This window comes from Nonomuraea sp. NPDC049709, from assembly GCF_040674815.1.
In the GTDB taxonomy this organism is placed as follows: Bacteria; Actinomycetota; Actinomycetes; order Streptosporangiales; family Streptosporangiaceae; genus Nonomuraea.
Genome location: NZ_JBFANM010000017.1, coordinates 1 through 15077, shown reverse-complemented (window position 1 = coordinate 15077; position 15077 = coordinate 1). Strand labels below are relative to the sequence as shown.

17 protein-coding genes are annotated in these 15077 nt (G+C 71.4%); 2 read left to right on the top strand and 15 right to left on the bottom strand.

Annotation, left to right across the window (positions count from 1 at the left end; genetic code table 11):
- Positions 1 to 25: 25 nt before the first annotated feature.
- The 11 genes from AB0J69_RS18695 to AB0J69_RS18645 form a co-directional block, all read right to left on the bottom strand.
- A complete protein-coding gene (locus tag AB0J69_RS18695) occupies positions 26 to 427 on the bottom strand; it encodes a DUF3040 domain-containing protein (RefSeq protein ID WP_364118411.1) in 402 nt (133 codons plus the stop codon).
- Positions 428 to 657: 230 nt separating this feature from the next.
- A complete protein-coding gene (gene dinB, locus AB0J69_RS18690; protein ID WP_364118409.1) occupies positions 658 to 1899 on the bottom strand; it encodes a DNA polymerase IV in 1242 nt (413 codons plus the stop codon).
- 71 nt (positions 1900 to 1970) lie between these two features.
- On the bottom strand, positions 1971 to 2690 hold the full coding sequence (locus tag AB0J69_RS18685) for a methyltransferase domain-containing protein (RefSeq protein ID WP_364118407.1): 720 nt from the start codon (positions 2688 to 2690) through the stop codon (positions 1971 to 1973).
- A gap of 175 nt (positions 2691 to 2865) precedes the next feature.
- Positions 2866 to 3237 carry an MmcQ/YjbR family DNA-binding protein gene (locus AB0J69_RS18680; RefSeq protein ID WP_364118406.1) on the bottom strand — a complete coding sequence of 124 codons (372 nt, stop codon included), beginning with the start codon at positions 3235 to 3237 and terminating at the stop codon, positions 2866 to 2868.
- 238 nt (positions 3238 to 3475) lie between these two features.
- Complete coding sequence (gene nusB, locus AB0J69_RS18675) at positions 3476 to 3886, bottom strand: transcription antitermination factor NusB (protein WP_357728756.1); 411 nt, start codon at positions 3884 to 3886, stop codon at positions 3476 to 3478.
- A gap of 1 nt (position 3887) precedes the next feature.
- Positions 3888 to 4448: an elongation factor P gene (gene efp / locus AB0J69_RS18670; RefSeq protein ID WP_364118404.1), complete on the bottom strand. Its 561-nt coding sequence runs from the start codon at positions 4446 to 4448 to the stop codon at positions 3888 to 3890.
- A gap of 25 nt (positions 4449 to 4473) precedes the next feature.
- Positions 4474 to 5511, bottom strand: coding sequence for an aminopeptidase P family protein (locus AB0J69_RS18665; protein ID WP_364118402.1), 1038 nt, complete (start codon positions 5509 to 5511; stop codon positions 4474 to 4476).
- 71 nt (positions 5512 to 5582) lie between these two features.
- Positions 5583 to 7160: a serine/threonine-protein kinase gene (locus AB0J69_RS18660; RefSeq protein ID WP_364118400.1), complete on the bottom strand. Its 1578-nt coding sequence runs from the start codon at positions 7158 to 7160 to the stop codon at positions 5583 to 5585.
- A 125-nt stretch (positions 7161 to 7285) separates the two neighbouring features.
- The gene (locus AB0J69_RS18655) at positions 7286 to 8566 is read right to left on the bottom strand and encodes a dicarboxylate/amino acid:cation symporter (RefSeq protein WP_364118399.1); all 1281 of its coding nucleotides are present in this window, start codon (positions 8564 to 8566) and stop codon (positions 7286 to 7288) included.
- 76 nt (positions 8567 to 8642) lie between these two features.
- Positions 8643 to 8759: a putative leader peptide gene (locus AB0J69_RS18650; RefSeq protein WP_364118397.1), complete on the bottom strand. Its 117-nt coding sequence runs from the start codon at positions 8757 to 8759 to the stop codon at positions 8643 to 8645.
- A 23-nt stretch (positions 8760 to 8782) separates the two neighbouring features.
- Entirely contained in the window at positions 8783 to 9826 is a 1044-nt protein-coding gene (locus AB0J69_RS18645; RefSeq protein WP_364118395.1) for an LLM class F420-dependent oxidoreductase, read from the bottom strand.
- A gap of 92 nt (positions 9827 to 9918) precedes the next feature.
- Here AB0J69_RS18645 and AB0J69_RS18640 point away from each other — a divergent pair, with 92 nt between their 5' ends.
- Positions 9919 to 10806 (top strand): endonuclease/exonuclease/phosphatase family protein, encoded by an 888-nt coding sequence (locus AB0J69_RS18640; RefSeq protein WP_364118393.1) that lies wholly within the window; start codon positions 9919 to 9921, stop codon positions 10804 to 10806.
- Here AB0J69_RS18640 and AB0J69_RS18635 read toward each other — a convergent pair.
- From AB0J69_RS18635 to AB0J69_RS18620, 4 genes are read right to left on the bottom strand one after another with little or no spacing between them, the layout of a single operon-like run.
- Positions 10792 to 11358 carry a nucleotidyltransferase family protein gene (locus tag AB0J69_RS18635; protein ID WP_364118391.1) on the bottom strand — a complete coding sequence of 189 codons (567 nt, stop codon included), beginning with the start codon at positions 11356 to 11358 and terminating at the stop codon, positions 10792 to 10794. The two genes, AB0J69_RS18640 and AB0J69_RS18635, sit on opposite strands and share 15 nt — an antisense overlap.
- A complete protein-coding gene (locus AB0J69_RS18630) occupies positions 11355 to 12446 on the bottom strand; it encodes an XdhC/CoxI family protein (RefSeq protein ID WP_364118389.1) in 1092 nt (363 codons plus the stop codon). The genes AB0J69_RS18635 and AB0J69_RS18630 overlap by 4 nt, the downstream gene beginning before the upstream one ends.
- Positions 12439 to 13515, bottom strand: coding sequence for a VWA domain-containing protein (locus tag AB0J69_RS18625; RefSeq protein WP_364118387.1), 1077 nt, complete (start codon positions 13513 to 13515; stop codon positions 12439 to 12441). Before AB0J69_RS18625 ends, AB0J69_RS18630 begins: the two co-directional genes overlap by 8 nt.
- Complete coding sequence (locus AB0J69_RS18620; RefSeq protein ID WP_364118385.1) at positions 13508 to 14374, bottom strand: MoxR family ATPase; 867 nt, start codon at positions 14372 to 14374, stop codon at positions 13508 to 13510. Before AB0J69_RS18620 ends, AB0J69_RS18625 begins: the two co-directional genes overlap by 8 nt.
- A 285-nt stretch (positions 14375 to 14659) precedes the next feature.
- Here AB0J69_RS18620 and AB0J69_RS18615 point away from each other — a divergent pair, with 285 nt between their 5' ends.
- Entirely contained in the window at positions 14660 to 14908 is a 249-nt protein-coding gene (locus AB0J69_RS18615) for a hypothetical protein (RefSeq protein WP_364118383.1), read from the top strand.
- Positions 14909 to 15077: the final 169 nt, after the last annotated feature.

The window sequence follows — 15077 nt, the reverse complement described above, 5'->3', positions numbered from 1 at the left end:
GGCCGCACCTCTGTATCTGCCGGGCTCAGCGCTCGTCGTGACGACGGCGCCAGCGCTCTTCCATGCGTTCCATGAAACTGCCCCGGTTGCCCCGGCGGGCCTGCTTGCCCGGAGGAACGGCCGTGCCTGAGGCGGCGGTGGCGGCGTCACCGAACCCATTCATTTTTTTCCAGCTGGACAAGCCCCACAGACACGCGGCGAGCATGACCACGAAACCGCCGACGCCGAGCGGGATCAGACTCATGACCACGCCGACCATCATGATGACGACGCCGAGGGCAAAGCCGATGGAGGCCTTGACCAGGCGACGCTTGTAATGGCTGCGTGGGTCACTGATCCTTACGGTGTTGGCCCACTTCGGGTCCTCGGCGTAGAGGGCCTGCTCGATCTGGTCGAGCAAGCGCTGCTCGTGCTCAGAGAGCGGCACGGCGCCTCCCAAGGACGGCCCCAGGACGGGGAAGACGGCAACGGACGACACGGGGTGTCCGAACCTCGCGGTCGGTTATCCCCAGAATACGAGGCTGTAGACGTAGGCGAAAGCAAACGTCCAACGCAGACCAAACCGGAGGTGACGTCATGGCTCTATTGTGGCCCATCTCGCCCCCCTTCCCCCAAAATCCTGACACGGACGCCCCCACCAAGTATGGACATCGAACGTCATGTCTCTATTTCATCAAGCTTGCCACGTACGAGCGACGCCGGGAGCACCGCATCGGGCCCGAATCTCCGGATCGCCTTGTCCATGGCCTGCTCCGCCTCGCGCCACCCGGTCTCCCGCTCGCCGAGACTGAGCTGGCGGGTGGCCTCGCCGGCCGGCCGCAGGTTCTCCATCCGCACCCCCACCAGGCGCAACCGCACCCGCTGGAGACCGGCCGCCTCGAACAGGTCGCAGGCGGTGGCGTAAATCACCTGGGCCACGTCGGTCGGCTCGCGCAGCGTGCGCGAGCGGTTGATCGTGGTGAAATCGGCTCGGCGTAGCTTCACACTTACAGTTCTTCCCACGTGACCGGCCTTACGCATCCGGGCGGCCACCCGCTCCGACAACCGCAGCAGCTCCCGCTTGATCGCCTCGGGATCGTCCACGTCCACCGCGAACGTCTCCTCGTTGCCGATGCTCTTGTCGGGCACGTGCGGGGTCACCGACCGCTCGTCGCGCCCCCATGCCAGCCCCGCCAGATGGGCGCCCACGGCCTGCCCCAGCTCCCGCTGGAGCGTGCTGGGCGGCACTCTGGCGAGATCTCCCACCGTGCGGATGCCCAGGCGTACGAGGGACTCCTCGGTGCGCTCGCCGACTCCCCACAGGGCCGACACGGGCAGCGGGTGGAGGAACTCCACGACCTGGTCGGCCGGCACCACCAGCAGCCCGTCGGGCTTGCACTGCTTGGAGGCGAGTTTTGCGATGAATTTGCTGCTGGCCACGCCCACGGAGCAGGTGATGCCGTAGCGGTCGAGGACCTGCTCCCTGATCATGGCGGCCACGGCGGCGGGCGGGCCGAGCCGGCGTCTGGCCCCGCCGACGTCGAGGAACGCCTCGTCGGAGGCGATGGGCTCCACGAGCGGGGTGATCGTGTGGAAGATCTCCATGACGCCCTTGGAGACCTCGGAGTATTTGCCGTGGCTGGGCGGGATGATCGTGGCCTGCGGGCAGAGCCTGCGCGCCCTGCTCATCGGCATCGCCGAGTGCACGCCCTGGGCCCTGGCCTCGTAGGTGGCGCTGAGCACGACGCCGCGCCCGGCGGGCGAGCCCACGATCACCGGACGGCCCCGCAGCTCGGGCCGCTCGAGCAGCTCGACGCTGGCGTAGAACGCGTCCATGTCGACGTGGAGGATCGGGCAGCCGCTGTCATCGCCCCCGGTCCGCGGAGCGGGGCCGATGCCGGTGATCTGCTTGCGAGACACGCCGTCGATTCTATCCGAACAGACGTTCTATACCGAGGGGAGCGGTCATCGAATCTTCCCTTCCTGTGGCCTCAGGCCCGGTGTCCGAGCACGTGCAACTGTGTCGCGATGTCGCGCAGCACCGGATGGGTCGCGGCGGCGTGCTCGAGGGCCACCAGCGCCTCCGCGGCGCCCGGCTCACCGTCCACGAGCCTGCTCGGCACCAGGTCGGCGAAGACCCGCACGCCGTGGATGGCGCCGACCGTGAACCCGGTCGCGGTCAGCAGCTCGACCAGCGTGTCGGCGGCGAACCGCCGGGGCGTGGGATCGCGGTCGCCCCAGCTCCCGCAGGGGTCGGCCAGCACGGCCCGGGCCTCGTCGAACTGCCCGGTCAGCGCCCGGTGGATGGCGCTGGCGACGGGGTTGGCGGCCAGCACGCTCACGGCGCCGCCCCTGCGCAGCAGGCCCGCGACCGCGGTCAGCGCGCTGATCGGGTCTTCCACGTATTCCAGCACGCTGTGGCACAGGACCAGGTCGGCGACGTCGCGGCTGAGCAGGTCGGCGAGGTCGGCGGCGTCGCCCTGCAGGCCGCGCACCCCCACGCCGCTCTCCTTGGCGCGCCGCTCCAGCGCGGCCAGCGAGTCGGGGCTCGGGTCGACCACGGTGACGGCGTGACCGAGCGCGGCCAGCGGCACGGCGAACCCGCCGGTGCCGCCACCGGCGTCGACGATGTCGAGTGACTCGCGGCCGGTGGCCGCAGTGCGCTCGGCCAGCATGGACCGCAGCGCGTCCCAGACGACGGCGGTCCGCACCGCCGGGGTCCTCGTGACGCCTTCAGCACGCAACGTCGGCTCGCCTCCCTCTCCCTCGCGAACGTGCACCTCGCGAGCGGCTTTCCTGGACGGGGCCCAGCCTACGCCGTACGCGGGAGCTCCCGCTCCCCACCGGCGAGACCCGTTCCCCGCGCTCAGCCGTCGAAGCCGGCCATCAGGCTCCTCGGCCTCCTCGGCTTCCCGGCGCCCAGGCGTCGAAGCCGGCCGCCAGCCGCCTCGGCGCCCGCAGCCGCCAGGCGTCGGCCAGCAGCTCGCCCATCTCCTCCGCGTCCACCGCCCCGAACCGCACGAGCACGATGGCGTGGCCGTCGTAGTGGGGCGTGGTGCAGAACGTGGCCGGGCCGGCGGCGAGGAGCGCGTCCCTCTCCTCCTGGGAGGCGACCGGCAGCACCAGCAGGTCGCCCTCCTCCCGGACCCGGGCGAACCACTTGTTCCGCACGTAGAAGGCGGGCGTGCCGTACATGGTCTTCTCGGCGGTCTCGGGCAGCGCCAGCGCGATCCGGCGCACCTCGTCTTCCGTCACCATGGGCACCACGGTAACCGGGGCGGTGACGGGGATACGGAAATGGCGCGTCGCGGCTGGTGACGCGCCATTTCTTCCGTACGGGCCGCAGGTGCGCGGCCACACGGTCAGGCCCCGCCGTGGCGGGTGGTGTGACGCCTGACCGCGCGGCAGTACACGTCCCTCGCCTCGCGAGCCGTGCAGGCTGGCGTGGTTGGAACGTACCCCGAACGGGCGGGCCCGGCCCGCCGAAAAGGGGTGTCTAAAGGGTGAGGCTTGGCTTGAGTTGCTTGAAGCGGGCCAGCAGGCCGTTGACGAACTGGGGCGACTCGTCGGTCGAGAGCTCCCCCGCCAGGTGCACCCACTCGCTGATGACCACGCCCTCGGGCACGCCGGGCATCCACAGCAGCTCGTACGTGCCGCCGCGCAGCAGGTTGCGGTCGACCGCGGGCATCCGGTCGAGCGTCCAGCCCTCGGCGTAGGTGGTGATCAGCTCGTCGATGCGCGCGTGGTGCCGGGCGACGCCCTCGACGATGGTCGAGGTGTATTCGTTCACCGGCGGTTCCTGACGCTCCACGCGCTCAGCGAGGATCTTCAGCGGATCCTCGCTGCGCAGTTCGGCCTCGAAGAGAATGTCGAGCGCTCTCCTGCGTGCTTTGCCGCGTGCCGACACCTCAGGCCCGGCCGAGGTATTCGCCGCTGCGGGTGTCGACCTTGACCTTTTCGCCGGTGGTGATGAAGAGCGGGACCTTGATCTCGGCGCCGGTCTCCAGCGTGGCGGGCTTGGTGCCGCCGGTGGAGCGGTCGCCCTGCAGGCCGGGCTCGGTGTTGGAGATGGTCAGCTCGACGGCGGCGGGCAGGTCGACGTAGAGCGCGGAGCCCTCGTTGAACGCGACCGTGGCGAGGGTGTTCTCCAGCATGTAGCTGGCGGCGGTGCCGACGGTGCCGCTGGGCACGTTGACCATGTCGTAGGTCTCGGTGTCCATGAACACGAAGTCGTCGCCGTCCTTGTACGAATACTGCATCTCTCGCTTGTCGACGTTGGCCACCTCGACCTTGACGCCGGCGTTGAAGGTCTTGTCGACGACCTTTCCGGAGAGCACGTTCTTGAGTTTGGTGCGCACGAACGCGCCGCCCTTGCCCGGCTTGACGTGCTGGAACTCCACAACGGCCCACAGCTCCCCGCCGTCGAGCTTCAGCACCATGCCGTTCTTGAGGTCGTTGGTCGTCGCCACTCGTTCTCTCCCGCGTGTGGCCGCTCTAAAGGACGAGCAGCTCCTTGGTCGTCTTGGTGAAAAGTTCCGGCCCGCCCTCACGTGTCACGAGGGTGTCCTCGATGCGAACCCCACCCCGGCCCGGGAGGTAGACCCCGGGCTCGACGGTGATCGGAACTCGATCCTCTAGTCTACCGGTCCTGGCGGGGCCCAGGAACGGCTCCTCATGGATCTCCAGGCCGACACCGTGGCCCAGGCCGTGCCTGAAGTGACCGCCGTGGCCGGCGTTCTCGATGACGGAACGGGCCGCCGCGTCCACCTCTCCCGCCCCGGCCCCGGGGGTGAGCGCGTGCCGGCCGGCCCGCTGCGCCTCGGCGACGAGGTCGTACAGCTCGCGTTGCCAGGTTGCGGGCGGGCCGATACTGACCGTTCTGGTCATGTCGGCGTGGTAGCCCCGGTAGCGCGCACCGAAGTCCATGGTCACCAGGTCGCCGGCGCGCAGCTCCCGCTCGGTGGGGGCGTGGTGCGGGACGGCGCCGTTCTCGCCGGCGGCCACGATCGTGTCGAACGCGGGCTTGTCGGCGCCGAGCTCGGTCATGCGGTCCTCCAGGAGGCGGGCGAGGCCGCGCTCGGTCAGCCCGGGGGCGATCCGCGCGGAGACGTCGGCGAACGCCTGGTCGGTGATGGCGCACGCGGTACGGATCCGCTCCAGCTCCCCGTCGTCCTTGACCGCCCGCAGCAGCTCGACCACCGGCCCCAGCGGCACGAGCCCCTCCCCCAGCTGGTGGTAGGTCGCCACGCTCATGCTCCCCGCCTCGATCCCGACGCCCGGCGCCGCCAGCCGGCCCGCCACGTCCGGCGCCTCGACGCACGGCACGTCCAGAGTGCGCGCCGCCTCGATGTAGCGGTTGTCGGTGGCCAGCAGGGCCGTCCCGTCGGCCCTGACCAGGACGGCGGCGTTCGAGCTGACCAGCCCGGTGAGGTACCGGACGTTGACGGGGGAGGTGACGAGCAGGGCGTGGACCTCCCGGCCGGGCAGCAGCCCGGCGAGCCGCGCCCGGCGGGCCGGGTAGTCGAAGGTCATTGGGACAATGTACGCGTCATGACCCATGCGTCACTATTGCCCGCCTCGTCCCATCGGGTCCCCGGCGGCCGCTACCCCTGCGGGAGCCGCCAGTCCCTGAGGAAGTCCGAGGCCGGTCCGGTCGGCTCCATCTCGCCCTTCTCCTGAGCCCTCAGCAGGTCGTTGTAGATACCGGCGATGTGGTTCAGCGTGGAGTCGACGTGGCCCTCCTGGAGCTTCCTGGCCGCCTTCCTGAGCTTCTCGCGGGCCTTGCCGGCCACTTCGGGGCTGATGCCGTTCATGCTCTGCTGGGCCATCAGCGCCTGGTCGAACTCCGCCAGCCACTTGCCGTACCCGCCGGCCGGGATCTCCCGCCCCAGCGTGGCCTTGGGCGGCGCGGTCCCGCGCAGGGAGGTCGGGTCCTCACCCCCGAGCGTGGTGACGATGCCCGGGGAGGGCTCCCCGGTGGGGGTCGGGGTACTGGCGGGCGGGGTGCCGGCGGAAGGGGACGTGGTGGTGGGGACGGCGACGGGGGTGGGCAGCGCGACCGGCGGCTCCTCCCGCGCCCCCGCCCACAGCACCATGCCCACGGTCACGGCGGCGATGGCGGCGACGGCCGCGCCGAGCTGGATGACGAGCTTGCGGTTCGGGGCCGGGTCACGGTCGGGTTCGAGGTCGCCGGCCTGGTAGACCGCGGTGTCACCGGCCCGCGGCGGCCGGCCGGGGCCTCCGGCCGCGCCGATGTGGAAGACCTCGGTGGCCCCGTGCCCGCCGCCGGCACCTCCGGCACCTGCCCCCGTGAGCCCGGCGCCCGCGCCGGACGGCAGGGCGCTCTCGCGCAGGGAGACGCCGGTCACGGGCGGACCCGCCGGACCGGCCGGGGCCGCCTTCGGGCGGGCGATGGCGGCCAGGGTGCGCCGGATCGACTCCCCGCTGGCGGGCCGCTTCGCGGGATCCTCGGCGATCATGGCCAGCACCAGCCGATCCAGCTCGGCGGGCACCTCGGCCCTGACCGTGCTGGGCGGCGCGACGGGCTGTCCCGCGCGAGCCGGCTCGTCCTCGAAGGGCGGCCGCCCGCACAGCAGCTCGTAGCAGACGCACCCGAGCGCGTACACGTCCCCGGGGGCCTGCGCCGCCTCCCCGGCGGCCCGCTCGGGCGCCTGGTACCGGCCGCTCCCCTGCGCCCGCTCGTCCATCCCGAACCCGACCACCTTGAGCACCCCGCTCGCGGCCAGCCGGAAGCTGTCCGGATCGACCTGGCCGTGCACGATCCCGGCCCGGTGGGCGGCGTCGAGCCCGGCCGCCGCCTGCCCGACCAGGTCGCACACTTCCACGATCTTCATGGGCCCGCGCGCGGCCAGCTCCTCACCGAGGCTGAGCCCGGTGAGGTACTCCATCACCAGGAAAGGGGCGCCGTCGTGGTCGCCGACGTCCAGCACCATGGCCACGTTCGGATGGATGACCCGGGCCACGGCCTGGGCGTGCTGCCTGAGCACCTCCCGCGTGGCGGCACCGGCGGCCTTGGCGCCCAGCACCTTCACGGCCACGACCCAGTCGGCCCGCGTGTCGTACCCCCGCCACACCTCGCCCATCGGCCCGCTGCCGATGCGCTCGTCAAGCCGGTACCGGTCGGCGACCAAGGACGGCGTGCGCTCCGTAGCGTCGGACATATCCCCGCCAATTACTCGAACATCAGGATTTCCGACCCACCATAGGCCCCCACGGCACCTGACGCCCCACGATCGCCGGCGCACGGATGAGGGGGGCGGTCGGGCCGCCCCCCTCGCACGTCGGATCAGGCCGCCGCGGTCGCGGGCACGCGCGGCGCGGACGCCTCGTCGAGCGGCTGCGACGGCGCGTTGAAGACCGCCGTGTCCAGGCGCCCCTCCGACCGCGCCACCAGCACCGGCACCACCATCTGGCCGGTCACGTTGGTCGCGGTGCGGATCATGTCGAGGATCGGGTCGATCGCCAGCAGCAGGCCGACGCCCTCCAGCGGCAGCCCCAGCGTGCTGAGCGTGAGCGTCAGCATGACCGTGGCGCCGGTCAGGCCCGCCGTGGCGGCCGAGCCGACCACCGAGACGAACGCGATCAGCAGGTAGTCGCCCAGCCCGAGCGGCACCCCGAACACCTGGGCCACGAAGATCGCGGCCAGCGCCGGGTACACCGAGGCGCAGCCGTCCATCTTGGTCGTGGCCCCGAACGGCACCGCGAACGAGGCGTAGTCGCGGTCCACGCCGTTGCGCTCGATCGTGACCCGCTGCGTCAGCGGCAGCGTGCCGACCGACGAGCGCGAGACGAAGGCCAGCTCGATCGCGGGCCAGGCGTTGCGGAAGAACCTGACGGGGCTGACCTTGCCCCACACCGCCAGCACCGTCGGGTAGACGACCAGCAGCACCACGAAGCAGGCGACGTAGACCCCGGCGCTGAACTTGGCCAGCGGCGCCAGCAGGTCCCACCCGTACGTGGACACCGCCTTGCCGATCAGCCCCGCCGTGCCGACGGGGGCCAGCCGGATGACCCACCACAGCGCCTTCTGCACCAGCTCCAGCACGGAACGGGCGAGGCTCAGGAACGGCTCGGCCTTCTCGCCGGCCGCCAGGGCCGCGGCGCCGAGCACGACTCCCAGGAAGACGATCTGGAGGACGTTCACCTCGGTGAAGGCGGTGACGACGTTGGTGGGCAGGATGCCGGTGACGAAGTCGAGCCAGGTGCCGGCGTTCTCGGGGGCCTTGGCGGCGCCGGTGTCGAGGGTGACGCCCCGGCCGGGGTCGATGAGCAGGCCGAGCCCGATCGCCAGGGCCACCGAGACGAACGCGGTGACCAGGAACCACAGCAGCGTCTTGGTGGCCAGCCGGGCCGCGCCGTTGACGTTGCGCAGGTTGGCCACGCTGACCAGCACGGCGGTGAAGACCAGCGGGGGCACGGCGAGCTTGAGGAGCTGCACGAAGATCTGGCCGACCCGGGTCAGCGTCTCGGCCAGCCAGGTCACGTCCCAGACCTTGGCCACGAACCCGAGTGCCACGCCGATCGCCAGGCCCAGCAGCAACTGCAGGGAAAAGGAGAATCTCTTCACGGAGAGGGAAGCCTTCGAAACGAGGGCATGCCGGAGGGCAGCCCGTGAGGGGTATGGATGAACGCGGGCGGAGCGGTCAGCGACAGATCGATCCGTGCAACCGGCACAGATCGATGTGCAGCCGCTCGACGAGCCACACGAACACCAGGGAGAACCTCACGAGCTGCAACAACAGCCGTGAAAAGCGCGGCATTCCTCTACAAGGAGTGATTCACCTCACTGTCCGGCGATCTCCTTGATCGTCTCGATCAGCCGCACCCGCTCCTCGTGCGTCCTGCCCAGCGGCGTCACGTTGAGGGTGGTCACGCCCGACTCCTTCATCGCCTGGACGCGGTCGCGGACGAAGCCCTCGCTGCCGACCAGCGACATCTTCTCCAGCAGCTCGGCCGGGACCAGCGCGGCGGCCTCGTCCTTCTTGCCCTCGAGGTAGAGGTCCTGGATCTGCTCGGCCTCCTTCTCGTAGCCGTAGCGCCTGGCCAGGTCGTTGTAGAAGTTCCGGCCCTTGGCGCCCATGCCGCCGATGTAGAGGGCCGCCATCGGGCGGCCGAACTCCAGCAGCCCCGCCACGTCGTCGCCGATCGCCAGCGTCGCCTGGGCGATGACGTCCAGCTCGCCCAGCTCGGGGTCCCGCTTGGCCTTCCCGGCGGCCAGCGGGGCGCCCCAGACGTCGGCGGCCTTCTCGGGGACGTAGAAGATCGGCTCCCACCCCTCGGCGAGCTCGGCGGTCAGCTCGACGTTCTTGGGGCCGATGGCGGCCACCACGACGGGGATGCGGGAGCGTACGGGACGGTTGATGATCTTCAGCGGCTTGCCCAGGCCGGTGCCCTGGCCGGGCGCGAGCGGCACCGTGTAGTGCCGGCCGTCGTACTGCACGCGCTCGCGCCGCCACACCTGGCGGCAGATCTCGATGATCTCCCTGGTACGCCCGAGCGGCGCGGTGAACGGCACCCCGTGGAAGCCCTCGATCACCTGCGGCCCCGAGGAGCCCAGCCCGAGCGTGAAGCGCCCGTCGGAGACGTAGTCGAGACCCGCGGCGGTCATGGCCAGCAGCGTCGGCGTGCGCGAGTAGATCGGCAGGATGCCCGAGGCGATCTCCAGCCGCTCGGTCCTGGCCGCGATGTAACCCATCTGGCTGACGGCGTCGAACGAGTACGCCTCGGCCACGAACACGATGTCGAGTCCGGCCTTCTCGTAGTCGGCCAGCTCGGCCACCGACTCCTTGAAGCCGCCCGAGTAGTTGAGTGCCATACCGATACGCATGCCGGGCTCCCATGAAACCGAATGATGTTCTGTCGCGACGGGAACATGTTATCGCGCCGGGCCGCCGGGCCCGAGCCGCTAGCCTGGCTCGAGTGCTGAGTCGCGTCGTCATCGTCGTGTCTGCCTTGGTGGCCGTGGCCCTGGCGGGGCACCGACTGATCCCCGCGTTCGGCGGGTTCACGCCCGTCCTGGAGAGCCTGCTGCCCTGGATGGGCCTGGCCGTGCCGCTGCTGCTGGCCGCCGCCGCGCTGGCACGCTCCACGACGGCGGCCGCCGCGGCGCTGGCGCCGGGAGTGGTGTGGGCCGTGATGTTCGGCTCCACGCTGCTGCGCACCCCGCCGGGCGGCCCCAGCGACCTGGCCGTCGGCACGGTCAACGTGGGCGTGCGCAACAGCGCCTCCGGCGAGGCTGTGCGCGTGATCGCCAAGGACCTCGACGTCCTGGCGGCCCAGGAGCTGACCAGCGGCGGGCCGGCGGCCAAGCAGCTCAACAAGATGTTCAAATACCACTATCCGGTCAGCACGGTCGGCCTGTGGAGCCGCTACCCGATCAGCGAGACCAAGCCGCTCGACGTCGGCCTGGGCTGGCCGCGCGCCCTGCGCGCCGTGGTCAGCACCCCCAAGGGCAAGGTGACCGTCTACGTCATGCACCTGGCCTCGGCCAGGCCCGGCGAGACCACCTCGCGCGACGCCTCGCTGGCCCACGCGCGCAGGCTCATCGACGCCGACCGCAGCAAGCGCATCCTGCTGCTCGGCGACCTCAACACCGCCACCACCGACCGCGGCATGCGCGGGCTGACCCCGCCGCTGACCGACGCCCAGAGCGCGGCCGGCGAGGGGTTCGGCTTCACCTGGCCCGCCGAGTTCCCGATCACCAGGCCCGACCACATCCTGTTCAAGGGCATGACGGCGACCAAGGCGGGGGTGGCCCCGGCGACCGGCAGCGACCACCGGGCCGCGATCGCCTCACTCCGGCTGTAGCCGGCCCAGGTCCTCGGGCGTGTCGATGTCGGCGGGGTCGCCGTGCCCGTCGCACGGCACCTCGGTGACCAGCTCGGGATGCGCCTTCATGAACGGCCGCGCCCCGACGTCGCCTTCGGCCAGCCGGGCCACCGCGGCGAAGTGCTCGCGGGCGATCAGCACGGGGTTCCTGCGCCGGCCGCCGTACGTCGCGACCGCCAGGCCGGCGCCCGAGCCGATCAGCTCGCGTACCGCGCCGGAGCGGATCAGCGGCTGGTCGACCAGCGCGACGACGACGGACTCCGCCTCCTCCGGCAACGCGGCCAGCCCGACGCGCAGGGAGGAGCCCATGCCGGCGGCCCAGTCCGGATTGCGTACGGTCACCGCCCCCCGCACCTGAACCGTGGCCGCGCCGAGCACGACCACCACCGGGTGGCAGCCGCCGTCCTCCAGCAGCCGCACGCCGCGGTCCACCAGCCGCTCGCCCTCGTACTCGACCAGCGCCTTCGGCCGGCCCAGCCGGGACCCCTGCCCCGCGGCCAGCAGCAGCCCGGCCACCTTGGAGGCCCTCATGGCGCCTCGTGGTGGATGCGGCCCTCCGTCGTGGACAGCGGGCGGCCGGAGCCGCCCCAGCGCAGCTGGATGAGCTCGGCGGCGATCGACACGGCCGTCTCCTCCGGGGTGCGCGCGCCGAGGTCGAGGCCGATGGGCGACCTGAGCCGGGCCAGCTCGTCCTCGGTGAGGCCGGACTCGCGCAGCCGCTCGAGACGGTCCTCGTGCGTACGGCGCGAGCCCATGGCGCCCACATACCCCGCTCCGGTGCGCAGCGCCACCTCCAGCAGCGGCACGTCGAACTTGGGGTCGTGCGTCAGCACGCAGATCACCGTGCGCTCGTCCACCGGCACGGAGGCCAGGTAGTCGTGGGGCCACTTGACCACGACCTCGTCGGCGTCGGGGAAGCGCTTGGCGGTGGCGAAGATCGGCCGCGCGTCGCACACCGTGACGTGGTAGCCGAGGAACTTGCCCACCCGGGCCACCGCCGCGGCGAAGTCGATCGCCCCGAACACCAGCATCCGCGGCGGCGGCGCGAACGAGTGCACGAACACCGCCAGGTCGTCCAGCCGCCGCTCCCCCTGGCCGCCGTAGCGCCTGATGCCGGTCAGGCCCTGGGCCAGCATGCCGCGGGCGTCGTCGTCCACGGCCTCGTCGAGGCGGTCGATGCCGAGCGTGCCCGTGGAGCGGTCCGGCCAGATGATGCGGCGGGCGCCGACCTGGCCGGGGCCTGAGATGACGGTGGCCACGGTGACCGGCTCGTGCGCGTCGACGGACGCCGCGACGTCGCCGAGCTCGGGGAAGGTCTCGATCGAGACCGGCTCGACGAGGATGTCGATGATGCCACCGCAGGTGAGCCCGACGGCGAAGGCGTCGTCGTCGCTCACGCCGTACCGCTGCAGGACGGGCGTGTCGATGTCGGCGGCGAGCTCGAACACCGCGCCCTCGACGCACCCGCCGGACACGCTGCCGACCACCTCGTCGCCGCGCACCGCCATGGCCGCGCCCGGCGGCCTGGGGGCGCTGCTCCACGTGCCCACCACCGTGGCCAGCCCGAACCTGAGCCCCGAACGCCACCACTTCATGATCTCCGGCAGCACGTCACGCATGCGCGAGCCTTTCGCTGAGTTGCTCGTAGGCGGCCAGGCTGTGCCCGGCCACCAGGTCGTCGAGGTACGGCAGGGCGGCCCGCATCCCGCCGGTGAGCGGCTGGTAGTCCTCGTATCCCTTGTGCGGGTTGACCCAGATCACTCGGTACGCCTGCCGGGCAAGCCTGGCCATCTGCGTGCCCAGCAGCTCCGGGTCACCACGTTCCCAACCGTCCGAGGCGATCACCGCGATCGCCCCCCTGGCGCTGTAACGGGCCAGGAACTCCTTCAGTTCCTCCCCCAGCCGGGTCCCGCCGCTCCAGTCGGGGATGGTCCTGGACGCCTCGTCCAGCGCGGTGCCGGGGTCGCGGTGGCGCAGCTCGGCGGTGATCGGGGTGAGCCTGGTGCCGACGGAGTAGACCTTGGTGGCCCGGGGCTCGCTCCTGACCAGGGCGTGGGCGAAGCGCAGCAGAGTCTCGGCGTAAGGAGCCATCGACCCGCTGACGTCCACGAACAGCACGACCGGGCGCGGCCTGGTGGTGTGCCTGCGGTGGCGGAGCCGGGCCACCTCGCCCTTCCTGAGCGCGTCGCGGATGGTGCGCCGCTGGTCCAGGACGCCGCGGTGGGCGGACTCGTACCGGCGCGAGCGCCGCCGCGCCCGGCCGGCCCTGAGCATGGCCAGCATCCGGTGCACCTCGGCCCGCTCGGCCTCGCTCAGCCGGGCGACGTCCCGGTGCCGCAGCACCTCGGTCCGGCTCGCGGTGGCCGGCGCCGTCGTGCCGTCGTCGTCCCCGGCCTCGCCGCCGGTGTCCTGCTCGGCCAGGTGGCGGGTGACGCTCGTGGTCGCCGTACGCGCCGGGGTCGCCCTCTGGCCGGCGAAGTAGGCGGCGAAGCACCGGTCGTACCGGGGCAGGTCGTCGGGCGTGGCGCACAGCGTCAGCCGCCCGGCCCAGTAGACCTCGCCGGAGTCGGTCACGTCGAGATGGTCGAGCGCCCTGAGCAGGTTCTGCGTCCGCTCGTGGTCGGCGGCGACACCCGCCGCGCGCAGGGTCCTGGCGAACCCGGTCATGGTGGCGGCCAGCTCATCCATGGGTGAGCAGCCCGTTGCCGACCACGGCCGCGACGTCCTCGCGATATTTCAGCGCCGCGCCGAGCGTGGCGGCGGCCAGGCCGGGGTCGAGCTCCTTGGCCCCCAGCGTCAGCAGCGCCTCGGTCCAGTCCAGCGTCTCGGCCACGCCCGGCGGCTTGACCAGGTCGGCCTGCCGCAGCCGCTCGGCCGCCCGCGCCACCTGCATGGCCAGCGTCTCGGTGCACTCGGGCAGGCGCCGCAGCAGGATCGCCACCTCGCGGTCGAAGTCCGGGTGCTCCAGCCAGTGGTAGAGGCAGCGCCGCTTGAGCGCGTCGTGCACCTCGCGCGTGCGGTTGGAGGTCACCACGACCACCGGCGGCGTCCTGGCCTTGATGGTGCCCAGCTCGGGGATGGAGATCGTGAAGTCGGAGAGCACCTCGAGCAGGAACGCCTCGAACTCGTCGTCGGCCCGGTCGATCTCGTCCACCAGCAGCACGCTCGGCTGCGTCTCGATCGCCTTCAGCAGCGGCCTGGCGATCAGGAACCGCCGGTCGTAGATCTCCCCCTCCAGCCTGCTCACGTCGGTGACACCGGCGGCCTCGGCGGCCTTGAGGTGGAGGAGCTGGCGGGCGAAGTCCCAGTCGTACAGGGCCTGGGCCGCGTCCAGCCCCTCGTAGCACTGCAGCCTGATGAGCGGCGCCTTCAGCAGCGCGGCCAGCGTCTTGGCCAGCTCGGTCTTCCCGACCCCGGCCTCCCCTTCGAGAAACAGCGGCCGCCCCATCCGCAACGCCAGGAAGGCGGCCGTGGCCAGCCCTTCGTCGGCCAGGTAGGCGTGCCGGTCGAGCAGCTCGATGAGCCGGTCCGGCGAGTCGATGTCCATTGCCCTGATTGTCCGCCGCAGCACGCCTTCAGGCTACGTCCACACCTCGCCTCCGCGATATTCACCCAGAGTGGCCGTCACGAACTGTAAGCTTACGCTCACCGAACGAGAAGGCGAACAAGGCATGCCCCCACGCCTTGCCTGCGAGGAGGCTGATGCCCCGCCTCTTCTCCTACGGCTTCCTTCGCACACAGCTCCATGACCACGTCCGCCACCACCTGGAGGAATGATGATCGTGTACGCCGCCACGGCCACCACGACGGCCGAATTCTTCGGCGAGGACTGATGTCCGCGCAGTTCAGCACGCCGGAACCCTGGGACCGCTATCCCGTGTCCCCGGAAGCCCGGCAGCAGAGCAAGATCACCGCCGCGCGCCGGGCGATCGACGTCGCCCTGCAGTCACGCTTCCTCTGGATCAGCCGCGAGCAGCGCGAAGCCATCTCCGCCTGCGAGGACCTCGACATCCTGCAGGCGTGGCTGATCCGCATCCTCACGGTCGACACTGTGGACGAGCTCTTCCCCGAGCCCGGCTAACCCCAATGCCGGGAAGTTAAGGGCTTGGGGCTGCTGTCAACCGATGTTCGGTGAGGACGTTGATGGTGGTGTTCGCGCGGTGGTTGGTGCGGTCGACTTGTCCTTTGGCTCGGTGTTTGGAGATCGCGCGTTTGACGATGCGAGGGCTGATGCGTTCGCGGCGTTGTGG

What these genes read in the sequence shown, in the direction of transcription:
- AB0J69_RS18680 (WP_364118406.1), bottom strand. Translation starts at nt 3,237, where the DNA reads ATGGTGACGGAAGACGAGGTGCGCCGGATCGCGCTGGCGCTGCCCGAG.
- AB0J69_RS18665 (WP_364118402.1), bottom strand. Translation starts at nt 5,511, where the DNA reads ATGACCTTCGACTACCCGGCCCGCCGGGCGCGGCTCGCCGGGCTGCTG.
- AB0J69_RS18660 (WP_364118400.1), bottom strand. Translation starts at nt 7,160, where the DNA reads ATGTCCGACGCTACGGAGCGCACGCCGTCCTTGGTCGCCGACCGGTAC.
- AB0J69_RS18650 (WP_364118397.1), bottom strand. Translation starts at nt 8,759, where the DNA reads ATGCCGCGCTTTTCACGGCTGTTGTTGCAGCTCGTGAGGTTCTCCCTG.
- AB0J69_RS18645 (WP_364118395.1), bottom strand. Translation starts at nt 9,826, where the DNA reads ATGCGTATCGGTATGGCACTCAACTACTCGGGCGGCTTCAAGGAGTCG.
- AB0J69_RS18635 (WP_364118391.1), bottom strand. Translation starts at nt 11,358, where the DNA reads ATGAGGGCCTCCAAGGTGGCCGGGCTGCTGCTGGCCGCGGGGCAGGGG.
- AB0J69_RS18630 (WP_364118389.1), bottom strand. Translation starts at nt 12,446, where the DNA reads ATGCGTGACGTGCTGCCGGAGATCATGAAGTGGTGGCGTTCGGGGCTC.
- AB0J69_RS18625 (WP_364118387.1), bottom strand. Translation starts at nt 13,515, where the DNA reads ATGGATGAGCTGGCCGCCACCATGACCGGGTTCGCCAGGACCCTGCGC.
- AB0J69_RS18620 (WP_364118385.1), bottom strand. Translation starts at nt 14,374, where the DNA reads ATGGACATCGACTCGCCGGACCGGCTCATCGAGCTGCTCGACCGGCAC.
- AB0J69_RS18615 (WP_364118383.1), top strand. Translation starts at nt 14,660, where the DNA reads ATGTCCGCGCAGTTCAGCACGCCGGAACCCTGGGACCGCTATCCCGTG.